The organism is Microbacterium sp. NPDC076895 (assembly GCF_040687115.1).
Lineage (GTDB): Bacteria > Actinomycetota > Actinomycetes > Actinomycetales > Microbacteriaceae > Microbacterium.
The window spans coordinates 198,929-214,513 of sequence record NZ_JBFBMQ010000003.1; the positions used below are offsets into that span (position 1 = coordinate 198,929).

Below are 15,585 nucleotides of genomic sequence, written 5' to 3' on the forward strand. Positions count from 1 at the left end.
CCATGGCGCGAGGGTCAGCCGGAGAGTCGGTGCTTCACAAGCACCTGAAGATCCTCGACGCCTTCGAAGCCAGGCGACCCTTCCTCACGCTCACCGAGATCGCCGATGCGGCGGGCCTGTCGGCTTCGACAGCGCACCGCCTCGTCGGCGAACTCGAGCGGGAAGGGCTGCTCGAGCGGCTTCCCGACAAGTCCTACCGTCTGGGCGTGCGCCTGTGGGAGTTCGCATCGCGCACCCCGGGAGCGATCGGCCTGCGCGAGCTGGCCAAGCCGTGGCTGACCGCCGTTCACTCGCGGGTGCGCCAGCACACTCAACTGGGAGTTCTCGCCGGGCTCGACGTGCTGTTCGTCGAACGGATGTCGACGCGCGACGCTGTCGTGAACGCCACCCTGATCGGCGGCAGGATCCCTCTCCCGGTGAGCTCCAGCGGCCTCGTTCTGCTCGCCCATGCCGAGCCGGGGCTTGTCGACGAGGTCGTGGCTGCCGGATGGCCGAACTACACCGCGAGCACTCCTCGTGACGAGGCGAGCCTGCGCGACCTGCTGCGTCGCGTCCGCGGGGAGGGCTACGTGTGCGCAGAGGGGTTCATCCACGAGGAGTCCCGCGGCATCGCCGTGCCGGTTGTGGGACCTCACGGGGTGGTCTACGCGGGTTTGGGAGTCGTCGTACCCAACGACGGGGCGCCGATTCAGGGGATCGTCGAGCTGCTGTCGGTTGCCGCTCGGCAGATCACCGAGGCGCTGCGGGATGCCTATCTGCCGGACGCGGGAACCACCGGTCGCGACGAGCCGCACGGCATCCATCCCCTCGTTTCGACCTCGCTGCGCTCGCTGGCCTACCTCGAGACACACCCCGACCCGGGGCGCCGTGCGTCATCGCCGCCGCGCGGTGTGGCTTAGCGCGGCGGCGACGACCTCCCGCATGTCAGCTGGATGCAGCTGAGGTGTCCCGACGGTAGTTCTCGCGCGCGTACGACGAATAGGGTGCGGGAGCAACCGTCGCGCGGATCTCAACCTGACGGTGTGGCTCGACAGCGGGCTTGGCGGAGTTAGGCTCCTCGCCCCACACCACCACGACCTCGGTGCCCGGCTCCGCGGCATCCGGAACGAGACTCGCCAGCGAAGCGAACACCTGCTCGTTCGTGATGTACCCGGCGTCGTGCGAAATACCGACGTCGCGCCCGTCGATGAGAACTCGGTCGACCTGATACAGGCCGTAGCGCGCCTTCGGGAAGTCGATGTACTTCGCCGGCAACCCCGGCTCGAGCAGGGATCGCTGCGCCGCCGCGACATCGTCGGCGTTCCAGATCAGCGTTACCTTGACCCGTGTGGGCTCCTGCGCGATGCGCTCGAGTGCCTCCCGACCGAGAAAGTCGTGATCGAACGCGACGCTGCGGCCATACCCCAGGTCGTACGGGGTGACGTAGTAGTCCTCGATCCGGTCGGAGGTGAGGCTTCCGGCCAGGGACCCGGCGCTGGTGGCGGGAAGCCATTCGAGGTAACGCTCGGCGTGGGCCCCGGTGAAGATTGCAGGCAGGGGAGACGGAACCCACGCGGACTCGAGGTTGGCTGACGAGTAGGCCTTGGAGCCCACGCGGACGAGCCCGAGGGGCTCGCCTTCGCGCAGAAGGGCCTCCCTGACGCGCTCGCCGTCTTCCCAGGGGCCGAAGAGTTCGAAGCCGGGTTGGCCAGCCATGCCGTGGCGCAGCGAGCGCACCGTGACGCCGTCGATCGTGAACGTCGCCATGTGGAAGAAGCGGGTGGGCGGGACTGGCGCGCCGGTGACGCGCTCCATGAGTTCCAGCGCGTTCGGCCCCTGCAGTTCGTACCGGTACAGCGTGGGGTTGCCCGACCGCACGATCGAGTTGCCGTCCCGCTCGAAGGTGACCTCGTAGTCGCCGGTCTCACCATGGAACTGCACCCAGTCGATGACCATCTGGTGGCCGACGAGGTCGAACTCTTCGTCGCCCAGGTAGAAGAGGATGGCGTCGCCGATGAGGTATCCCTCGTCGTTGACCGCGATGAACTGCTTCGCATTGTCGACCTCGAAGCGGGCGAAGCTGTTGACGCCGAGATCGCTCAGCAGGCGCAGGGCGTCGCGACCGCGGATGAACAGGTCGGTCATGTGGTGGGACTGGTCAAGAAGTGCCACGGTCTGTCGCCACGACTGCTGCTCCGACCTCCAGTTGCTGAACTCTGCCGTCACGGGGAAGATCGTGGGTCGCGCTTGCGCGTTGCGCAGAAGCTGCACGGGGCTTCCCGCTCGGGCGATCGCGGCGGCCAGCGACTCGGTCATGTGAACTCCTTCGTTCTGGGCTCGACGCGGTGCGCGCCGGCCCGAGGAGACGCTATCCCAAGCAGGACTGAATCAAATACCCTTTCATGATGAGCTCTGCTAATAGCTTCATGAGCAGTCCTGATGTCGGACCGATCGAGGTGTACGCATGCTCACTGACCTGAACCTCACCCGGGTGTTCGTTGCGATCTATGAGGCCGGCAGCCTGACAGCGGCGGGGCGCCGACTGTTCGTGACGCAGTCGGCGATCAGTCAGTCGCTCGCGCGGCTGCGCCGGGAACTCGGAGATCCGCTGTTCGAGCGAACGGCGCAGGGGATGCGTCCCACAGCGCTTGCCGACGCGATCTATCCCGAGCTCCACGAGGGTATGTCAGTGATCGATCGGACCATTGCGGCAGTGACCGGCTTCGACCCCCTGACCTCAGAGCGCACCTTCCGCATCGCACTGTCGGAGCTCGGTGAGATCGGCTGGCTTCCGGCAATCGGCGAGGCGATGGCCCTCGGAGCACCCCGCGCTCGCTTGGCCGTCACGGCGCTCCGGGGTGAAGACCTCGAGGAGCTACTCACCCGCGGGTCCGTGGACCTTGCCATCACGCCGGCGGAACTCCCCGCTGCGTTCGAGCGGCAGACGGTCAAGCGCGAGGAGTACCGCGTGGTGATGTCAGCCCAGAACCCCCTCGCCGACAGCGAGCTGAGTCTCGAGGCCTACCAAACCGCGCGGCGGATATGGGTCGAGGGTGACTCAAGTGCGCGGCTTTTGGCCGGCGTGCACGCTCGGCACGCCGTGAGCGAGCCACCGGCGGTGAGCGTCCAACACATTGCGTCGATCCCGCCCCTGCTCGCGCGCTCGACGACGCTCATCGCGACGATTCCCGAGACTCTCGCTGTCGGATGGTCGCGGAGCTGGCCGCTCGCTATCCGTGAGTTGCCCTTCGCTCTCGGGCCGGTTGAGCTTCAGCTGTACCGTCGGCGGTCGCCGCAGCACGCGGGTGCGCTCGACTGGTTCTTTGACACCGTCTCGGCGGCGGTCAGCGGCTTTCCGGGCGGCTTCGAAGGCATCCACATCGCGTCCTGACGCGACTGCCCGAAGACGATCTCGGGGGCGGATGCCGCAGCATCCGTCCCCGAGATCGTTGTGTGCGCGAGGCGCGAGTTGGATCAGAGCGATCCGGTGGTGCGCCAGCCGCCCTGGTACTCCTGGCGTGCGGTCACGGCGTAGGGCACGGGGCTGACGACGGCGCGGATCGCGATCTGCTCGTGCGGTTCGACTGTCGTCTTGCCCGATCCGCCGTTCGGCTCGCCCCAGACGACCCGGACTTCGGCGCCCACGGGGACGTCGCGGTCGACCGTGGCCAGCGACAGGCCGCGCTTCTCGTTCGCGGTGACGCCGGTGAACAGCGAGAGGCCCACGGTGTTGCCGTCGGCGTCGATGACAGCGTCGTAGTTGCTGGAACCGTAGTTGGCGTTGGGTAGGTCGAAGAACTGGTAGCCGGGTCCTTCGCGGTCGAGCACTGACGCGAGGACCTTGGTGAGGTCCTCGTCGTTCCAGGCCAGCGTGACCTTCTTGCGCTGGGTCTCGGGGTCGAGCTTCTCGAGCGCGTCACGGCCGATGAAGTCGTGGTCGAACTTCACGAACGAGCCGTAGCCGAGCTCCCAGGGGTTCAGGTAGTAGTCCTCGATGTTCTCCGAGACGAAGGACCCTGCCAGCGCGTTGATCGCTTCGTAGCTGTTCGCGGGCAGCCACTCGCGGTAGGCGCGCTCGGCCTCGCTGGAGTAGATCGCCGGGAGCGGCGAGGGGATCCATCCGGACTCGAGAGTGTTCGACGAGTACGCGCGCGACCCGCAGGGTTCGATGCCGAACTCGCGGCCTGCCTCGAGGATGGCATCGCGGATCTTGCCGTGCTGCTCGTAGGGTCCCCAGATCTCCAGGCCCGGAGCGCCTGCCATACCGTGACGGAGTGTGCGCACCTTCTCGCCCGCGATCGTCATCTCGCCCATGTGGAAGAACTTGACCTGCTCGACCGGTCCACCCGCGAGCTTCTCGATGATCGCCCAGGCGTTGGGTCCCTGGATCTGGAAGCGGTAGTAGTCGCGGTGCACGGCCTGGCCGTAGGGGCGCGACGGCGAGCGGTCGTCGTAGCGGAACTCCACGTCGTACCCGCCGGTCTCGGCGTGGAACTGCAGCCAGTTGGCTCCGGGGGCGCGCCCGACGTAGACGTACTCACCCTCTGCTTCGTGGAACAGGATGCCGTCGCCGATCACGCCGCCGTTGGAGGCGGTGGGAACGAACTGCTTGGCGGTGTTCACGGGGAAATTCTTGAAGCCGTTGATGCCGGTGTCAGTGAGCAGCTTCAGCGCATCGGGTCCCTTCACGAAGAAGTTGACCATGTGGTGGCTCTGGTCGTACAGCACCGCTGCGTTACGCCACGCCTTCTGCTCGCGGCGCCAGTTGCTGAATTCGGCCGGAACCACGGGGTAGATGTACGTGCCGAGCTGCGAGTCGCGCAGCATCCGGACGGTATCGCCCTTCTCGTCCAACAGCTCTTGCAGATTCTTGGCCATGGGTGTCTCCTCGACTTCCTCGTCCGGGTGGCTTCAGCGAGAGCGTACGGGCAAAATTTACCTATGTCCAGAGGTATTTACTTGTAAACAGCCAACGATATGGCAGCGGACCCACACGCGAGGGGTCGCAACACGCCGCATCCGCTCGCGGGTGCATGGCGTGTTGCGACCCCTCGCGCGCGGCAGGAGGTGCAAAAGCGTGAGGCGCGCGTCGCGTCAGTCCCAGACGGTTGCTGCAGTGTCGACGACCAGGCGGATCTTGGCCCACTGCTCGTCCTCGGTGAGGAGGTTACCCTCCTCGGTTGAGGCGAAACCGCACTGGGGGCTGAGGGCAAGCTGCTCCAGCGGTGCGAACTGCGCAGCCTCCTGGATGCGGGTGCGCAGCAGGTCGGCATCCTCGAGCTCGCCCGACTTGGTGGTCACGAGGCCCAGCACGACCCGCTTGTGGCCGTGGGGAAGGAAGCGGAGCGGCTCGAAACCACCAGCGCGGTCGCTGTCGTACTCGAGGAAGTAGCCGTCATAGTTCGTGTCGGCAAGCAGGTGCTTGGCCACCGGCTCGTAGCCGCCGGAGGAGATCCACGTGGACCGGAAGTTGCCGCGGCAGACGTGAGTCGTGATCGTCATGTCGGCGGGCTTCACCTCGAGGATCGCGTTGAGCATCGCTGCGTAGCGTTCGCCGATTCCCTCGGTGCGGATGCCGCGGGCAGCCGCCTTCTCGAGCTCTTCCGGCGAGCAGAGGTAGGCCCACGCGGTGTCATCGAACTGCAGGTAGCGGCATCCGGCGTCGTAGAACGCCTGCACTGCGTCGCGGTAGGCCTGCACGAGGTCAGGCACGAGCTCATCGCGGTCGGCGTACAGGTCGGTGATGATCCCGGCGGGCTCGAGGCGGAAGTCGAAGACGGTGGGGGCGGGGATCGTGAACTTCGGCGTTGCCCCGGTGGCGGCAGTGGCGTCGGCCAGTGCGCGGAAGTGGGCGACGAACGGATGCGTGTCACTGAAGCCGATGCGTCCGTTCACCTGCAGGCCGAGGGGCCGCGTCTGCACGCCCTGGAACTGGATCCCGTGGTCGAGCTCGACGACCTCGACACCATCGAGCATCCCGAAGAAGTCGAAGTGCCACCACGACCGGCGGAACTCGCCGTCGGTGGCAAGCCGCAGCCCGTTCGCGGCTTCGTTTGCGACGAGCGCGGTGATCTCAGCATCCTCCACCTCGCGCAGAGCGGCATCGTCGATCTCTCCCGCGGCACGCGCGGCACGCGCATCAGCGAGGACTGCCGGTCGGAGAAAACTGCCGACGATGTCGGCGCGGTACGGAAGCTGTGTATCGGTCACACCGGGATGCTACTCCCGCGTCGTCGGATGTCGGAGATCGCTCGTACAGTAGGACGGTGCCAGAGCCCGTGATCCGCGCCCACAACCTTGTCAAGGCCTACAAGATCGCTGGCAAGGATGACTTCCTCGCCGTGAACGGGCTGTCGTTCGAGGTGGCCCCCGGCGAGTCGTTCGGACTTCTCGGCCCGAATGGGGCGGGCAAGTCGACGACGATGAAGATGATCGGCGCCGTCTCGACGCGCACAAGCGGGGAGCTCAGCATCCTGGGCTTGGATCCTGACCAGTACGGTCCCGAGATTCGCTCGCGGCTGGGCGTCGTCCCGCAGCAGGACAACCTCGACGGCGAACTCAACGCCCGCGAGAACCTCTTCATCTACGGCCGCTATTTCGGCCTGCCCGGCAAGGTATGCGCACAGAAGGCCGACGAGCTGCTCGCGTTCGCTGCGCTCGAAGACAAGGCGAAGAGCAAGGTCGATCAGCTCTCGGGCGGCATGAAGCGCCGGCTCACGATCGCGCGCGGGCTGATCAACGACCCCCGCATCCTGCTGCTGGACGAGCCCACGACGGGTCTTGACCCGCAGGCCCGGCACGTGCTCTGGGACCGTCTGTTCCGCCTCAAGGAGCGCGGCACGACGCTCGTGCTCACGACCCATTACATGGACGAGGCCGAGCAGCTGTGCGACAGGCTCATCGTGGTCGACAAGGGTCAGATCATGGCCGAGGGGACGCCTGCCTCCCTCATTCGCGAACACTCCAGCCGTGAGGTGCTCGAGGTGCGTTTCGGGTCGGACCGCAATGAGCAGGTAGCGCCGCAGCTCGAGGGGATCGGCGACCGTGTCGAGGTGCTCCCTGACCGCATCCTCGTCTACGCGCACGATGGTGAGCGCGCGCTGGAGCGTGTGACGGCCGCGGGCCTGCAGCCGCTGACCTCGCTCGTGCGTCGGTCGAGCCTCGAGGATGTCTTCCTGCGCCTGACCGGAAGGTCGCTGATCGAATGAGCACACCCCTTCCGGATGCGCGCACTCAGCCCTCGCTCGACGAGCTGCGCGCCGAAGCCCTCGCGTGGGGGCGCAAGCCCCGTCGCTGGGGCTCGTGGTACGTCGCCGAGCACATGGTGCGCGCGATGCGCGCCTACGGGTGGACGATCGTGGTCGGTGCCCTCGGGCAGCCCATCCTGTATCTGCTCGGACTGGTGCTGGGTCTTGCCGCGCTCCTGGACGGGACGATCGAGGTGCACGGCGAGCAGGTCCGCTACCTCGTGTTCGTCGCGCCGGCGCTGCTGATGACAGCGGCGATCGGCGTGGCCACAGAAGAGTTCACCTACCCGGTGATGTCGGGGTTCAAGTGGCGCCGCTACTTCTACGGGTTCAACGCGTCGGCGCTGTCGAGCCCGCAGATCGCGAACGGGGTGATCCTCGGCGCCTCGGCGCGGATGCTGATCGCTGTCGTCGCCTACTACGTGTTCATCGTCCTCTTTGGTGCGGTTCCCGACCCTGCCACCGGTTGGCTAGCGATGTTCGTCGGTCTGCTGGCGGGGCTCGCGTTCGGCGTGCCTTTGATGGCGTACGCGGCGTCGATCCAGGACGACAAGGGTCAGTTTGCGCTCGTGCAGCGCTTCCTTTTCGTGCCGATGTTCCTGTTCTCGGGGACCTTCTACCCGCTCGAGACCCTTCCCATCTGGCTGCAGTGGATCGGCTGGATCTCGCCCCTGTGGCACGCGTCGGAGCTGGGTCGGATGGCAACGTATGGGTCGCCCGGTGGCCCCGGTGCTGTCGCGATCCACCTCGCATACCTTGCTGTCCTGACCGTCGTCGGCTACGCGTTCGCGCGCCGCACCTTTACGCGGAGGCTCGCGAAATGACCGCGGTGGCATCGGAGACGGAACCTCGTCGTAGCGGGAGCGTACGCGCACTCTGGTCGGGCAACCCCTGGGCCGTCGTGCAACGGGGACTCATCGCGGCGCGGTCATCCAGCTGGGTCGTTGTGCTCTCAGGCTTCTTCGAGCCCGTGTTCTATCTCGCCTCATTCGGCTTTGGGCTAGAGAAGCTCATCGGCACGGTTGAGACCTCGTCGGGGCTCGTGGTCTCCTACGCGGCCTTCATCGCTCCCGCACTGTTGGCGGTGTCGGCGATGAACGGCGCCATCTACGACTCCACGTGGAACGTCTTCTTCAAGCTCAACTACGGCAAGCTCTACGAGGGGCAGCTCTCGACATCCCTCGGACCACTGGATGTCGCGCTCGGCGAAATCCTGTACGCCCTGCTTCGTGGACTCGTATACGCCACCGGGTTCATGGTCATCATGCAGCTGTTCGGCCTGAACCTCGCGCCCACGGCGATTCTCGCGCTCCCCGCTGTTGTACTGATCGCCTTCGGGTTCGCGAGCCTCGGGATGGCGGTCACAAGCTACATGAAGACGTTCCAGCACATGGACTGGATCAACATGGTGCTGCTGCCGATGTTCCTCTTCTCGGCGACCTTCTACCCGATCACCGTCTACCCGGAGTTCGTCCAGGCGATCGTCATGGCCCTACCGCTGTGGCACGGCGTCGAACTGATTCGTGGCCTTACGACCGGCGCGCTGTCGATCGCGATGCTCGGTCACGTCCTCTACTACGTCGTCATGATCGCGGTGGGCTTGGTGTTTACGACTACGCGACTGCGGAAGCTCTTCTTGGACTGACGCCGTAGCGTCCCAAGGGCCGCGCTATAGCGAGACGGTCTCGCCGGGTCCGATCTCGTCGTAGTCCACGTCCTTGGTCTCGGGAGACAAGAGCAGGGCGATGAAGGTGAGTACGGCCATCACCGAGAGGTAGACGCCGACGAGCCCCGGGCTCCCGTCGGCGGCTGCCCACAGCGCGACGGCGACCAGGGGAGCGAGCGCAGCCCCCAGGATCGACGACACGTTGTAGGACACCGCCGAGCCGGTGTAGCGCACCTCGGTGGGGAACAGTTCGGGCAGTACCGCGCCCATCGGGCCGAAGGTCGAGCCCATGAGCACGAACCCGAACACGAGGAACGCCTGCACCAGCGCACCGGTGAACTTCGGATCGGCCTGGGGGAGCAGGAAAACGGTGAACGTGAAACCGAACACGATGATCGCCGCAGTCACCCACAGCAGCAGGCGGCGCCTGCCGATCGCGTCAGCCACGGGGCCTGAAAGCAGCGTGAAGATCCCGAAGAACACAACGCCGATGATCTGCATCAACACGAAGTCGGTGTAGCCGAAACCGAGACCCGGAACGTAGGTGGCCGGGTCGAACGGGGTTCCTGCCGCTTCTGCGGCTGCCTGCGCGGCATCCGTCGTCGCCTTCGTACCGTACGAGAGCGTGAAGCTCGTCATCAGGTAGAACAGCACGTAGGTGGCAAGCATGATGAACGTGCCGAGAATCAGCTGCCACCAATAGCGACGCAGCGCGAGCCCGAGGGGGAACTTTCGAAGCGTCCCCTTCTTCTCCGCCCGCGTGAACGAGTCAGACTCAACCAGGCGTAGCCGAACCCACAGGCCGACAATGACCATGACCGCTGAGAACAGGAACGGGATTCGCCAGCCCCAGGCGAGGAACGCATCCGAGGCTTGAGCCGTGCCATCGGGGTGGGGGAGCGAGAGGTTGATCGCGAGGAAGATCCCGTTGGCGATGATGAAACCGATCGGTGCGCCCAGCTGCGGGAAGGTGCCGTACCACGCGCGCTTGCCGGCCGGGGCGTTCTCCGTTGCCACAAGCGCGGCGCCCGACCACTCGCCGCCGAGCGCGAATCCCTGCGCGAGTCGCAGCACGAGCAGGAATACCGCCGCCCAGACCCCGATCTCATTGACCGTGGGCAGCAGACCGATCACGAAGGTCGCGATCCCCATCGTGAGGAGCGAGGTGACGAGGGTCGCCTTGCGGCCGAATCGGTCGCCGAAGTGGCCGAACACGACGGCGCCCAGGGGACGCGCAACCATCGCGGCGCCGAACACCGCGAAGGATGCCAAGAGCGAAGTGGTCTCGTTACCGGTGGGGAAGAAGAGCGCGGGGAAGACAAGCACCGCCGCCGTCGCGTAGACGTAGAAGTCGTAGAACTCGATCGTCGTGCCGACAAGGCTTGCCGTGATGACACGGCTTCGCGGATTGGCGGGCGCGGGAACGGTAGCGGTGGCGGAGGTCATGATGGCCTGTCGACGAGGCGGACGAGAACGGCGTCCGCGCCCCCAGCCTCGCCTAGCGCCAGAGTGTGGCGATCGCCGCGTTCGCGAAGGTCAGGATGCCGATCGCCCAGAATACACCGGCCGGTGCCGAGCCGTTCCGCTTGGTGCGGGCCGAGCCGATGCCGAGGAGTGCCCCGATGATGAGCAGGATGACGAGCTTCGTCCCGATCTTCATGTAGTTGAACTCGACGCCCTCGGGGACGCCCCACGGCGCCGCCAGAGCGAGGCCTGCGACGCCCGCGATCAGCAGACCCCAGTTCATGAGCGCGGTCACGGCCCCGGTGCGGCGCACCGCCTCGACGACCCAGGCGCCGAACAGAATCGCGAAGCCCGAGAGGTGAACGAGAAGCACGGCGTGACGAAGAATCTCCATGCCGTCAGCGTACCTTATGCATCACTGAAGGTGGAGTCTTCTTCGCCTGACTCTCCTGTGCCTGTCAGGCCCGCAGCTCCCGCAGCGCGAGCGCGGTACGCAGGGCCGCATCCGCTGCCTCGAAGCCCTTGTCTTCGCGCGAGCCCGGAAGGCCGGCTCGGTCGATCCCCTGCGCCTCGTCGTCCAGGGTCAGCACGCCGAAGCCGACGGGCTTGCCGGTGTCCAGGGCGACGCGGGTGAGCCCGTCGGTGGCGGCTGACGAGACGAACTCGAAGTGCGGAGTACCGCCGCGGATGATGACCCCGAGCGCGACGACGGCGTCAGCGCCGGCATCCAGAGCTGCCTTCGCCACGACGGGAAGCTCGAACGATCCGGGGACGGGCACGACCCGGTAGGAAGCGCCGGCGCCATCGAGTGCCCGACGCGCACCGTCCAGGAGGCCGTTCGCGATGGTCTCGTGCCACTGGCCCGCGACGATCACGATGTTCAGGCCCGAGCCGTCGATGGTTTCGCGCTCAGGGGCGCCGGTTCCGCTCATGCGTCGGTCCTCTCTGCTGCGGCCCCGACTCCGAGGGCGCGATCCAGGTCGTCGAGGGCGATGGTGTGTCCCATGCGCTCAGCCTTCGTGGCCAGGTACTGGTGGTTGTTCGGCCCCACGCCCACAAGGAGCGGCACCTGCTCGACGATGTCGAGGCCGAGGCCACGCAGCTGAGCGACCTTGTCGCCGTTGTTGGTGAGCAGTCGCATCCGGTCGATGCCGAGATCTCCCAGGATGCCGGCGGCTGCAGCGTAGTCACGCGCATCGGCGGGCAGCCCGAGGGCCAGGTTCGCGTCGACGGTGTCGAGCCCCCGCTCCTGCAGGCTGTAGGCGCGCAGCTTGTTGATCAGGCCGATACCGCGTCCTTCGTGTCCGCGCATGTAGATGACAACCCCGCCGTTCTGCGCGATAGCGTCGAGCGCGGCATCCAGCTGCGGCCCGCATTCGCACTTGAGCGAGCCGAAGGCCTCGCCGGTGAGACACTCCGAGTGCACGCGCACGAGCGGCGCATCCTCGGCCAGGTCGCCAGCCACGACCGCAATGTGGTCGGTGCCCGTGATCCGATCCTTATAGGCCAGGAATCGGAACACGCCGTGTGACGTGGGCACGGTGGCCTCGGCGCGCAGGCTCACACGACGGTGATGCACGTTGTGCGGTGCGACGGTGCGAGGCTCGTGCTCGTCGAGGTAGGCGATGAGCTGCTCGATCGTGATGACCGGCACCCCGTCGCGCGCGCCGAGTTCCAGCAGTCCCGGCATCCGCATCATGGAGCCGTCCTCGGCGACGACCTCCGCGATCGCCCCGACCGGCTGCAGCCCTGCCAGGCGCATCAACTCGACGGCAGCCTCAGTGTGGCCGGCGCGTTCGCGAACGCCCCCGTCGACGGCGCGCAGCGGCAGAACGTGGCCCGGCCGGATGACGCTCGAGGGCGTCGAGGCGGGATCGGCGAGCACGTTCAGGGTATGGGCGCGGTCGCTCGCGCTGATGCCGGTCGACGTGCGGTCGGCGGCGTCCACTGTGACGGTGTACGCGGTGCCACGAGCGTCCTCGTTGACGGCGACCATCGGCGGCAGGTCGAGGCGGTCTGCCCACTCGGCGGGCATCGGCGCGCACAGCAGGCCGCTGGACCAGCGGATCGTCCACGCGACGGCTTCGGGCGTGGCAAGCTCTGCCGAGAGGATGACATCGCCCTCGTTCTCGCGGTCCTCGTCATCAGCGACGATGATCGGGCGGCCGGCGCGCAGGGCGTCCAGAGCCTCGGTGATGGGGGCAAGGCTCACAGCGAGCCTCCTTCGGTCGGGGCGGCCGCAGCCGCCGGAGGGAACGCCAGCAGACGCTGCACGTGACGGGCAAGGATGTCGGTTTCGAGGTTGACGGGCGAGCCCGGAGCCAGGGCGTCGAAGGTGGTCGCCTCGAGGGTTTCGGGGATGAGCGAGACCTCGAACCAGGGTTCGGTGGCGGCGGGTTCGCTCACGGCGCTGACGGTCAGGGACACGCCGTCCATCGCGATCGACCCCTTGTCGACGATGAGGGGTGCCAGGTGCTGGGGAATCGCGACGCGGATTACCCGCCACTGGTCGCCGGGTCGAACCTCGACGACGGTCCCTGTGCCGTCGATGTGACCCTGCACGATGTGTCCGCCCAGGCGCCCGCCCGCGGCGGTAGCGCGCTCCAGGTTGACGAGGCGGTCGACTGAGACATCGGCGAGGGTCGACATATCGAGCGTCTGTCGCATGACGTCGGCGGTGAAGCCGTCGCCATCGCGAGCGACGACCGTCAAGCAGACCCCGCTGACGGCGATGGAGTCGCCGTGCGCGGCATCCGCGACGGATCGCGGTGCGTGAATCGTCAACCGGATGCCGTCGCCCGACGGCTCGACGGCAGTAACGCGGCCGATCTCTTCAACGAGTCCTGTGAACATGGCGATCTCCTGACTACACCGACGAAGCGTCAGCGACGGTGGTCTCGGGGGACAGGGATTCGGGGGTCTCGGCTGCGGCGCGGGGGCGGGCGACAAACAACACGTCATCGCCGAGCCGCTCGAGCGAAGTCAGCTCGAGCCGGTGAGCCTGTGCGAGGGTCGAGACCCCGATGTCGGTCACAGCCGGCCGATCGCGGTCCCGGCTGGAGCCGATCAGCACCGGAGCGACATACGCCAGCACCTCGTCGACCAGCCCGGCGCGCAGGAACGATGCCGCAACCGTCGGCCCGCCCTCCACGAAAACACGCTGGATGCCGAGATCCCGTAGTTCTTCCAGCACCGCCGTGAGGTCGGTTCCGGGGCGTTGGATCAGGCCTCGGGGATGCCTGCGGACCTGTGCGGCATCCGGAATCGAGCGCTCGCCGAGAACGACCGGCAGGGGCTGCTGTGACAGGGGCTGGCCGGCAGGGCCTCGTGCGGTGAGCGCCGGGTCATCGGCCAGCACGGTGCCGATGCCGACCACGATGGCGTCAGCATCCGATCGCCTCCGGTGCACGTCAGTGCGTGCCTCGGCGCCTGTGATCCACATGCTCGTTCCGTCGGCGGCCGCCGCGCGACCATCCAGGCTCTGCGCCCACTTCACGGTGACGTGGGGTCTGCCCAGTCGCTGCACCGTGAGCCAGGTGTCAAGGAGCGCGGTGCCTTCATCGCGCAGTAGACCCGCCTCGACGGTTACGCCCGCTGCCGCGAGACGTTCGGCCCCGCCGCCCGAGACGACGCCGGGATCATCGACCGCGTAGACCACGCGTGCCACACCAGCGTCGATGAGGGCTTGCGCACAGGGGCCGGTGCGGCCGGTGTGGTTGCAGGGCTCGAGGGTGACAACCGCCGTGCTTCCGCGAAGCTGGTCGGGCGTCAGTTGGGACATCGCATCGACTTCGGCGTGTGCAGTTCCGACGCCCCGGTGCCAGCCTTCGGCGAGAACCTCTCCGCTGGGTGAGAGGATGACCGCCCCGACCTGGGGGTTCACCCCGCGAGGACCGCGCAGCGCAGCGCTCATCGCGCGCCTCATAGCGGCTGTCTCGCTTGTGCCTTGACTCACTGCCAACTCCGGTCGGGTACGCCGGGGCAGGGAAGGCGGCAACGCCGTGGCGTCACCTGTGCTGCCTCCCATCCGGACTGACGACACTTTCGCGTCGCATCACCGTCGGTTCCGGAATTTCACCGGATCAACCGCTGCGGCGTTCTCTCGAACACGGATGCAGCGGGTCGCGGACTTTCACCGCCGGTTCGGATTCTCACCGACCCCGGAGCACGTTCATTGCTCTCGAGTGTAGTCAACGCGCCGCGCGCGCGTTCATTCCCGGTGGCCTACGCCGCTTCCCGCCCGTCGACCATGGCGCGGGCGGTGCGCTCATCGATGACGAGATCTGTGATGAGGCCTGCGGCGAGTGCGCCGCGCAGACTCGGGATCTTGGCCTCGCCGGTCACGATGCAGCAGCGCCGCGGGACCGCGCGAAGCAGATCGAAAGAGGGGCCTGATCCCCGCTCGTTCAACGCGATCCCCTCGGTCGAGCCGTTCGCGCGATAGAACACCGTCGCGACGTCACCCACGACCCGTTCTGCCTTCAGCTGCTCGAGGTCGGTGGGTTCGAGATAGTCGCCGGCGTGCACGCGGCTGGGCACCTCGGCCCGGAAAGCTCCGACACTGAACAGCACGAGACCCATACGGCTCTGGATGTCGAGGATGCGTCGCGTGCTGCGTTCTCGCCAGAGCGCTCGTCGGGTCTCAGGGTCGTCGAAGAACGCCGGGACAGGGAACTGTTCGGCCTCCCCGCCGTATGCGGTGCTGAATCTGCTGAGCAGTTCGCTCGCGTACGTGATGCCGGACGTCTTCACGTTTCCCGAGCCGTTCAACTGCACGAATGTCGTGCCGTGCACGCGCTTGGGAGTCAGCCGGCGCGCTACCGCAGCCAGCGTCGATCCCCACGCGATACCGACCACCAGATCCGAGACGATCAGCTCATCGAGCAACTGCGCTGCTCCCTGCGCGACGCGGTCGAGACGCTCGAGATCGCTCACCGACTCCGGTACGGGAATGACCTGGGCGCGCACCCCGAACTGGCGGCGCACCTGCGTCTCCACGAGGCCCGGTGCGTCAAGGGGCGAACGCACGCGCACCTCGACGATTCCCTCGGCGCGCGCGAACGACAGCAGCCGCGACACCGTCGAGCGGGAGGTTCCGAGCTCGGCGGCGATGGCGTCCATCGTGCGTAGCTGGACGTAGTACAGGTGGGCGGCGGTCAGTGCCCGTCGCAAATGGGTCGAGTCGTCGCTCACGCACACAGTGTGCACGTATGTGCATTGGGTCTGCAA

Annotated in this window: 15 protein-coding genes and 1 riboswitch; of the genes, 5 read left to right on the forward strand and 10 right to left on the reverse strand. The window is 67.0% G+C overall.

The genetic code is table 11. The features are described 5' to 3' along the window. Positions 1-2: 2 nt before the first annotated feature. Positions 3-899 carry an IclR family transcriptional regulator gene (locus AB0O89_RS04140; protein ID WP_363494457.1) on the forward strand — a complete coding sequence of 299 codons (897 nt, stop codon included), beginning with the start codon at positions 3-5 and terminating at the stop codon, positions 897-899. 25 nt (positions 900-924) lie between these two features. Here AB0O89_RS04140 and AB0O89_RS04145 read toward each other — a convergent pair whose 3' ends face one another. Next, on the reverse strand, positions 925-2,295 hold the full coding sequence (locus AB0O89_RS04145) for an aminomethyl transferase family protein (RefSeq protein ID WP_363494459.1): 1,371 nt from the start codon (positions 2,293-2,295) through the stop codon (positions 925-927). Between the two features lie 148 nt (positions 2,296-2,443). Here AB0O89_RS04145 and AB0O89_RS04150 point away from each other — a divergent pair, with 148 nt between their 5' ends. Next, positions 2,444-3,370, forward strand: coding sequence for a LysR family transcriptional regulator (locus AB0O89_RS04150; protein ID WP_363494461.1), 927 nt, complete (start codon positions 2,444-2,446; stop codon positions 3,368-3,370). Between the two features lie 83 nt (positions 3,371-3,453). Here the strand turns inward: AB0O89_RS04150 and AB0O89_RS04155 are convergent, their stop codons facing one another. Further along, complete coding sequence (locus AB0O89_RS04155; RefSeq protein ID WP_292732827.1) at positions 3,454-4,857, reverse strand: aminomethyl transferase family protein; 1,404 nt, start codon at positions 4,855-4,857, stop codon at positions 3,454-3,456. Between the two features lie 216 nt (positions 4,858-5,073). Next, entirely contained in the window at positions 5,074-6,189 is a 1,116-nt protein-coding gene (locus AB0O89_RS04160; RefSeq protein ID WP_363494463.1) for a 5-methyltetrahydropteroyltriglutamate--homocysteine S-methyltransferase, read from the reverse strand. Between the two features lie 56 nt (positions 6,190-6,245). Here AB0O89_RS04160 and AB0O89_RS04165 point away from each other — a divergent pair, with 56 nt between their 5' ends. From AB0O89_RS04165 to AB0O89_RS04175, 3 genes are read left to right on the forward strand one after another with little or no spacing between them, the layout of a single operon-like run. After that, complete coding sequence (locus tag AB0O89_RS04165; RefSeq protein ID WP_363494465.1) at positions 6,246-7,187, forward strand: ABC transporter ATP-binding protein; 942 nt, start codon at positions 6,246-6,248, stop codon at positions 7,185-7,187. Next, on the forward strand, positions 7,184-8,050 hold the full coding sequence (locus tag AB0O89_RS04170) for an ABC transporter permease (protein ID WP_363494467.1): 867 nt from the start codon (positions 7,184-7,186) through the stop codon (positions 8,048-8,050). Before AB0O89_RS04165 ends, AB0O89_RS04170 begins: the two co-directional genes overlap by 4 nt. Continuing rightward, complete coding sequence (locus AB0O89_RS04175) at positions 8,047-8,871, forward strand: ABC transporter permease (protein WP_363494469.1); 825 nt, start codon at positions 8,047-8,049, stop codon at positions 8,869-8,871. The genes AB0O89_RS04170 and AB0O89_RS04175 overlap by 4 nt, the downstream gene beginning before the upstream one ends. A 24-nt stretch (positions 8,872-8,895) precedes the next feature. Here AB0O89_RS04175 and AB0O89_RS04180 read toward each other — a convergent pair whose 3' ends face one another. The 7 genes from AB0O89_RS04180 to AB0O89_RS04210 all read right to left on the reverse strand — a co-directional run bounded on the left by AB0O89_RS04180 (position 8,896) and on the right by AB0O89_RS04210 (position 15,549). Next, positions 8,896-10,338, reverse strand: a complete 1,443-nt coding sequence (locus AB0O89_RS04180; RefSeq protein WP_363494471.1) for an MFS transporter — start codon at positions 10,336-10,338, stop codon at positions 8,896-8,898. Positions 10,339-10,390: 52 nt separating this feature from the next. Next, positions 10,391-10,750 carry a Fe-S protein gene (locus AB0O89_RS04185; protein WP_363494473.1) on the reverse strand — a complete coding sequence of 120 codons (360 nt, stop codon included), beginning with the start codon at positions 10,748-10,750 and terminating at the stop codon, positions 10,391-10,393. A 64-nt stretch (positions 10,751-10,814) separates the two neighbouring features. After that, the gene (ribH, locus tag AB0O89_RS04190) at positions 10,815-11,288 is read right to left on the reverse strand and encodes a 6,7-dimethyl-8-ribityllumazine synthase (RefSeq protein ID WP_363494475.1); all 474 of its coding nucleotides are present in this window, start codon (positions 11,286-11,288) and stop codon (positions 10,815-10,817) included. Continuing rightward, on the reverse strand, positions 11,285-12,568 hold the full coding sequence (gene ribA, locus AB0O89_RS04195; RefSeq protein WP_363494477.1) for a GTP cyclohydrolase II: 1,284 nt from the start codon (positions 12,566-12,568) through the stop codon (positions 11,285-11,287). The genes ribH and ribA overlap by 4 nt, the downstream gene beginning before the upstream one ends. Further along, a complete protein-coding gene (locus AB0O89_RS04200) occupies positions 12,565-13,209 on the reverse strand; it encodes a riboflavin synthase (RefSeq protein ID WP_363494479.1) in 645 nt (214 codons plus the stop codon). The genes ribA and AB0O89_RS04200 overlap by 4 nt, the downstream gene beginning before the upstream one ends. Positions 13,210-13,222: 13 nt before the next feature. Then, positions 13,223-14,281, reverse strand: coding sequence for a bifunctional diaminohydroxyphosphoribosylaminopyrimidine deaminase/5-amino-6-(5-phosphoribosylamino)uracil reductase RibD (gene ribD / locus AB0O89_RS04205; RefSeq protein WP_363494481.1), 1,059 nt, complete (start codon positions 14,279-14,281; stop codon positions 13,223-13,225). An 86-nt stretch (positions 14,282-14,367) separates the two neighbouring features. After that, positions 14,368-14,527: riboswitch (FMN riboswitch) on the reverse strand. Between the two features lie 53 nt (positions 14,528-14,580). Then, positions 14,581-15,549, reverse strand: a complete 969-nt coding sequence (locus AB0O89_RS04210; RefSeq protein WP_363494483.1) for a sugar-binding domain-containing protein — start codon at positions 15,547-15,549, stop codon at positions 14,581-14,583. Between the last annotated feature and the right edge of the window lie 36 nt (positions 15,550-15,585).

Coding starts and splice junctions, on each gene's coding strand:
- AB0O89_RS04140 (WP_363494457.1), top strand. CDS start 3: ATGGCGCGAGGGTCAGCCGGAGAGTCGGTGCTTCACAAGCACCTGAAG.
- AB0O89_RS04145 (WP_363494459.1), bottom strand. CDS start 2,295: ATGACCGAGTCGCTGGCCGCCGCGATCGCCCGAGCGGGAAGCCCCGTG.
- AB0O89_RS04150 (WP_363494461.1), top strand. CDS start 2,444: ATGCTCACTGACCTGAACCTCACCCGGGTGTTCGTTGCGATCTATGAG.
- AB0O89_RS04155 (WP_292732827.1), bottom strand. CDS start 4,857: ATGGCCAAGAATCTGCAAGAGCTGTTGGACGAGAAGGGCGATACCGTC.
- AB0O89_RS04170 (WP_363494467.1), top strand. CDS start 7,184: ATGAGCACACCCCTTCCGGATGCGCGCACTCAGCCCTCGCTCGACGAG.
- AB0O89_RS04175 (WP_363494469.1), top strand. CDS start 8,047: ATGACCGCGGTGGCATCGGAGACGGAACCTCGTCGTAGCGGGAGCGTA.
- AB0O89_RS04180 (WP_363494471.1), bottom strand. CDS start 10,338: ATGACCTCCGCCACCGCTACCGTTCCCGCGCCCGCCAATCCGCGAAGC.
- AB0O89_RS04185 (WP_363494473.1), bottom strand. CDS start 10,750: ATGGAGATTCTTCGTCACGCCGTGCTTCTCGTTCACCTCTCGGGCTTC.
- ribH (WP_363494475.1), bottom strand. CDS start 11,288: ATGAGCGGAACCGGCGCCCCTGAGCGCGAAACCATCGACGGCTCGGGC.
- AB0O89_RS04200 (WP_363494479.1), bottom strand. CDS start 13,209: ATGTTCACAGGACTCGTTGAAGAGATCGGCCGCGTTACTGCCGTCGAG.
- ribD (WP_363494481.1), bottom strand. CDS start 14,281: ATGAGGCGCGCGATGAGCGCTGCGCTGCGCGGTCCTCGCGGGGTGAAC.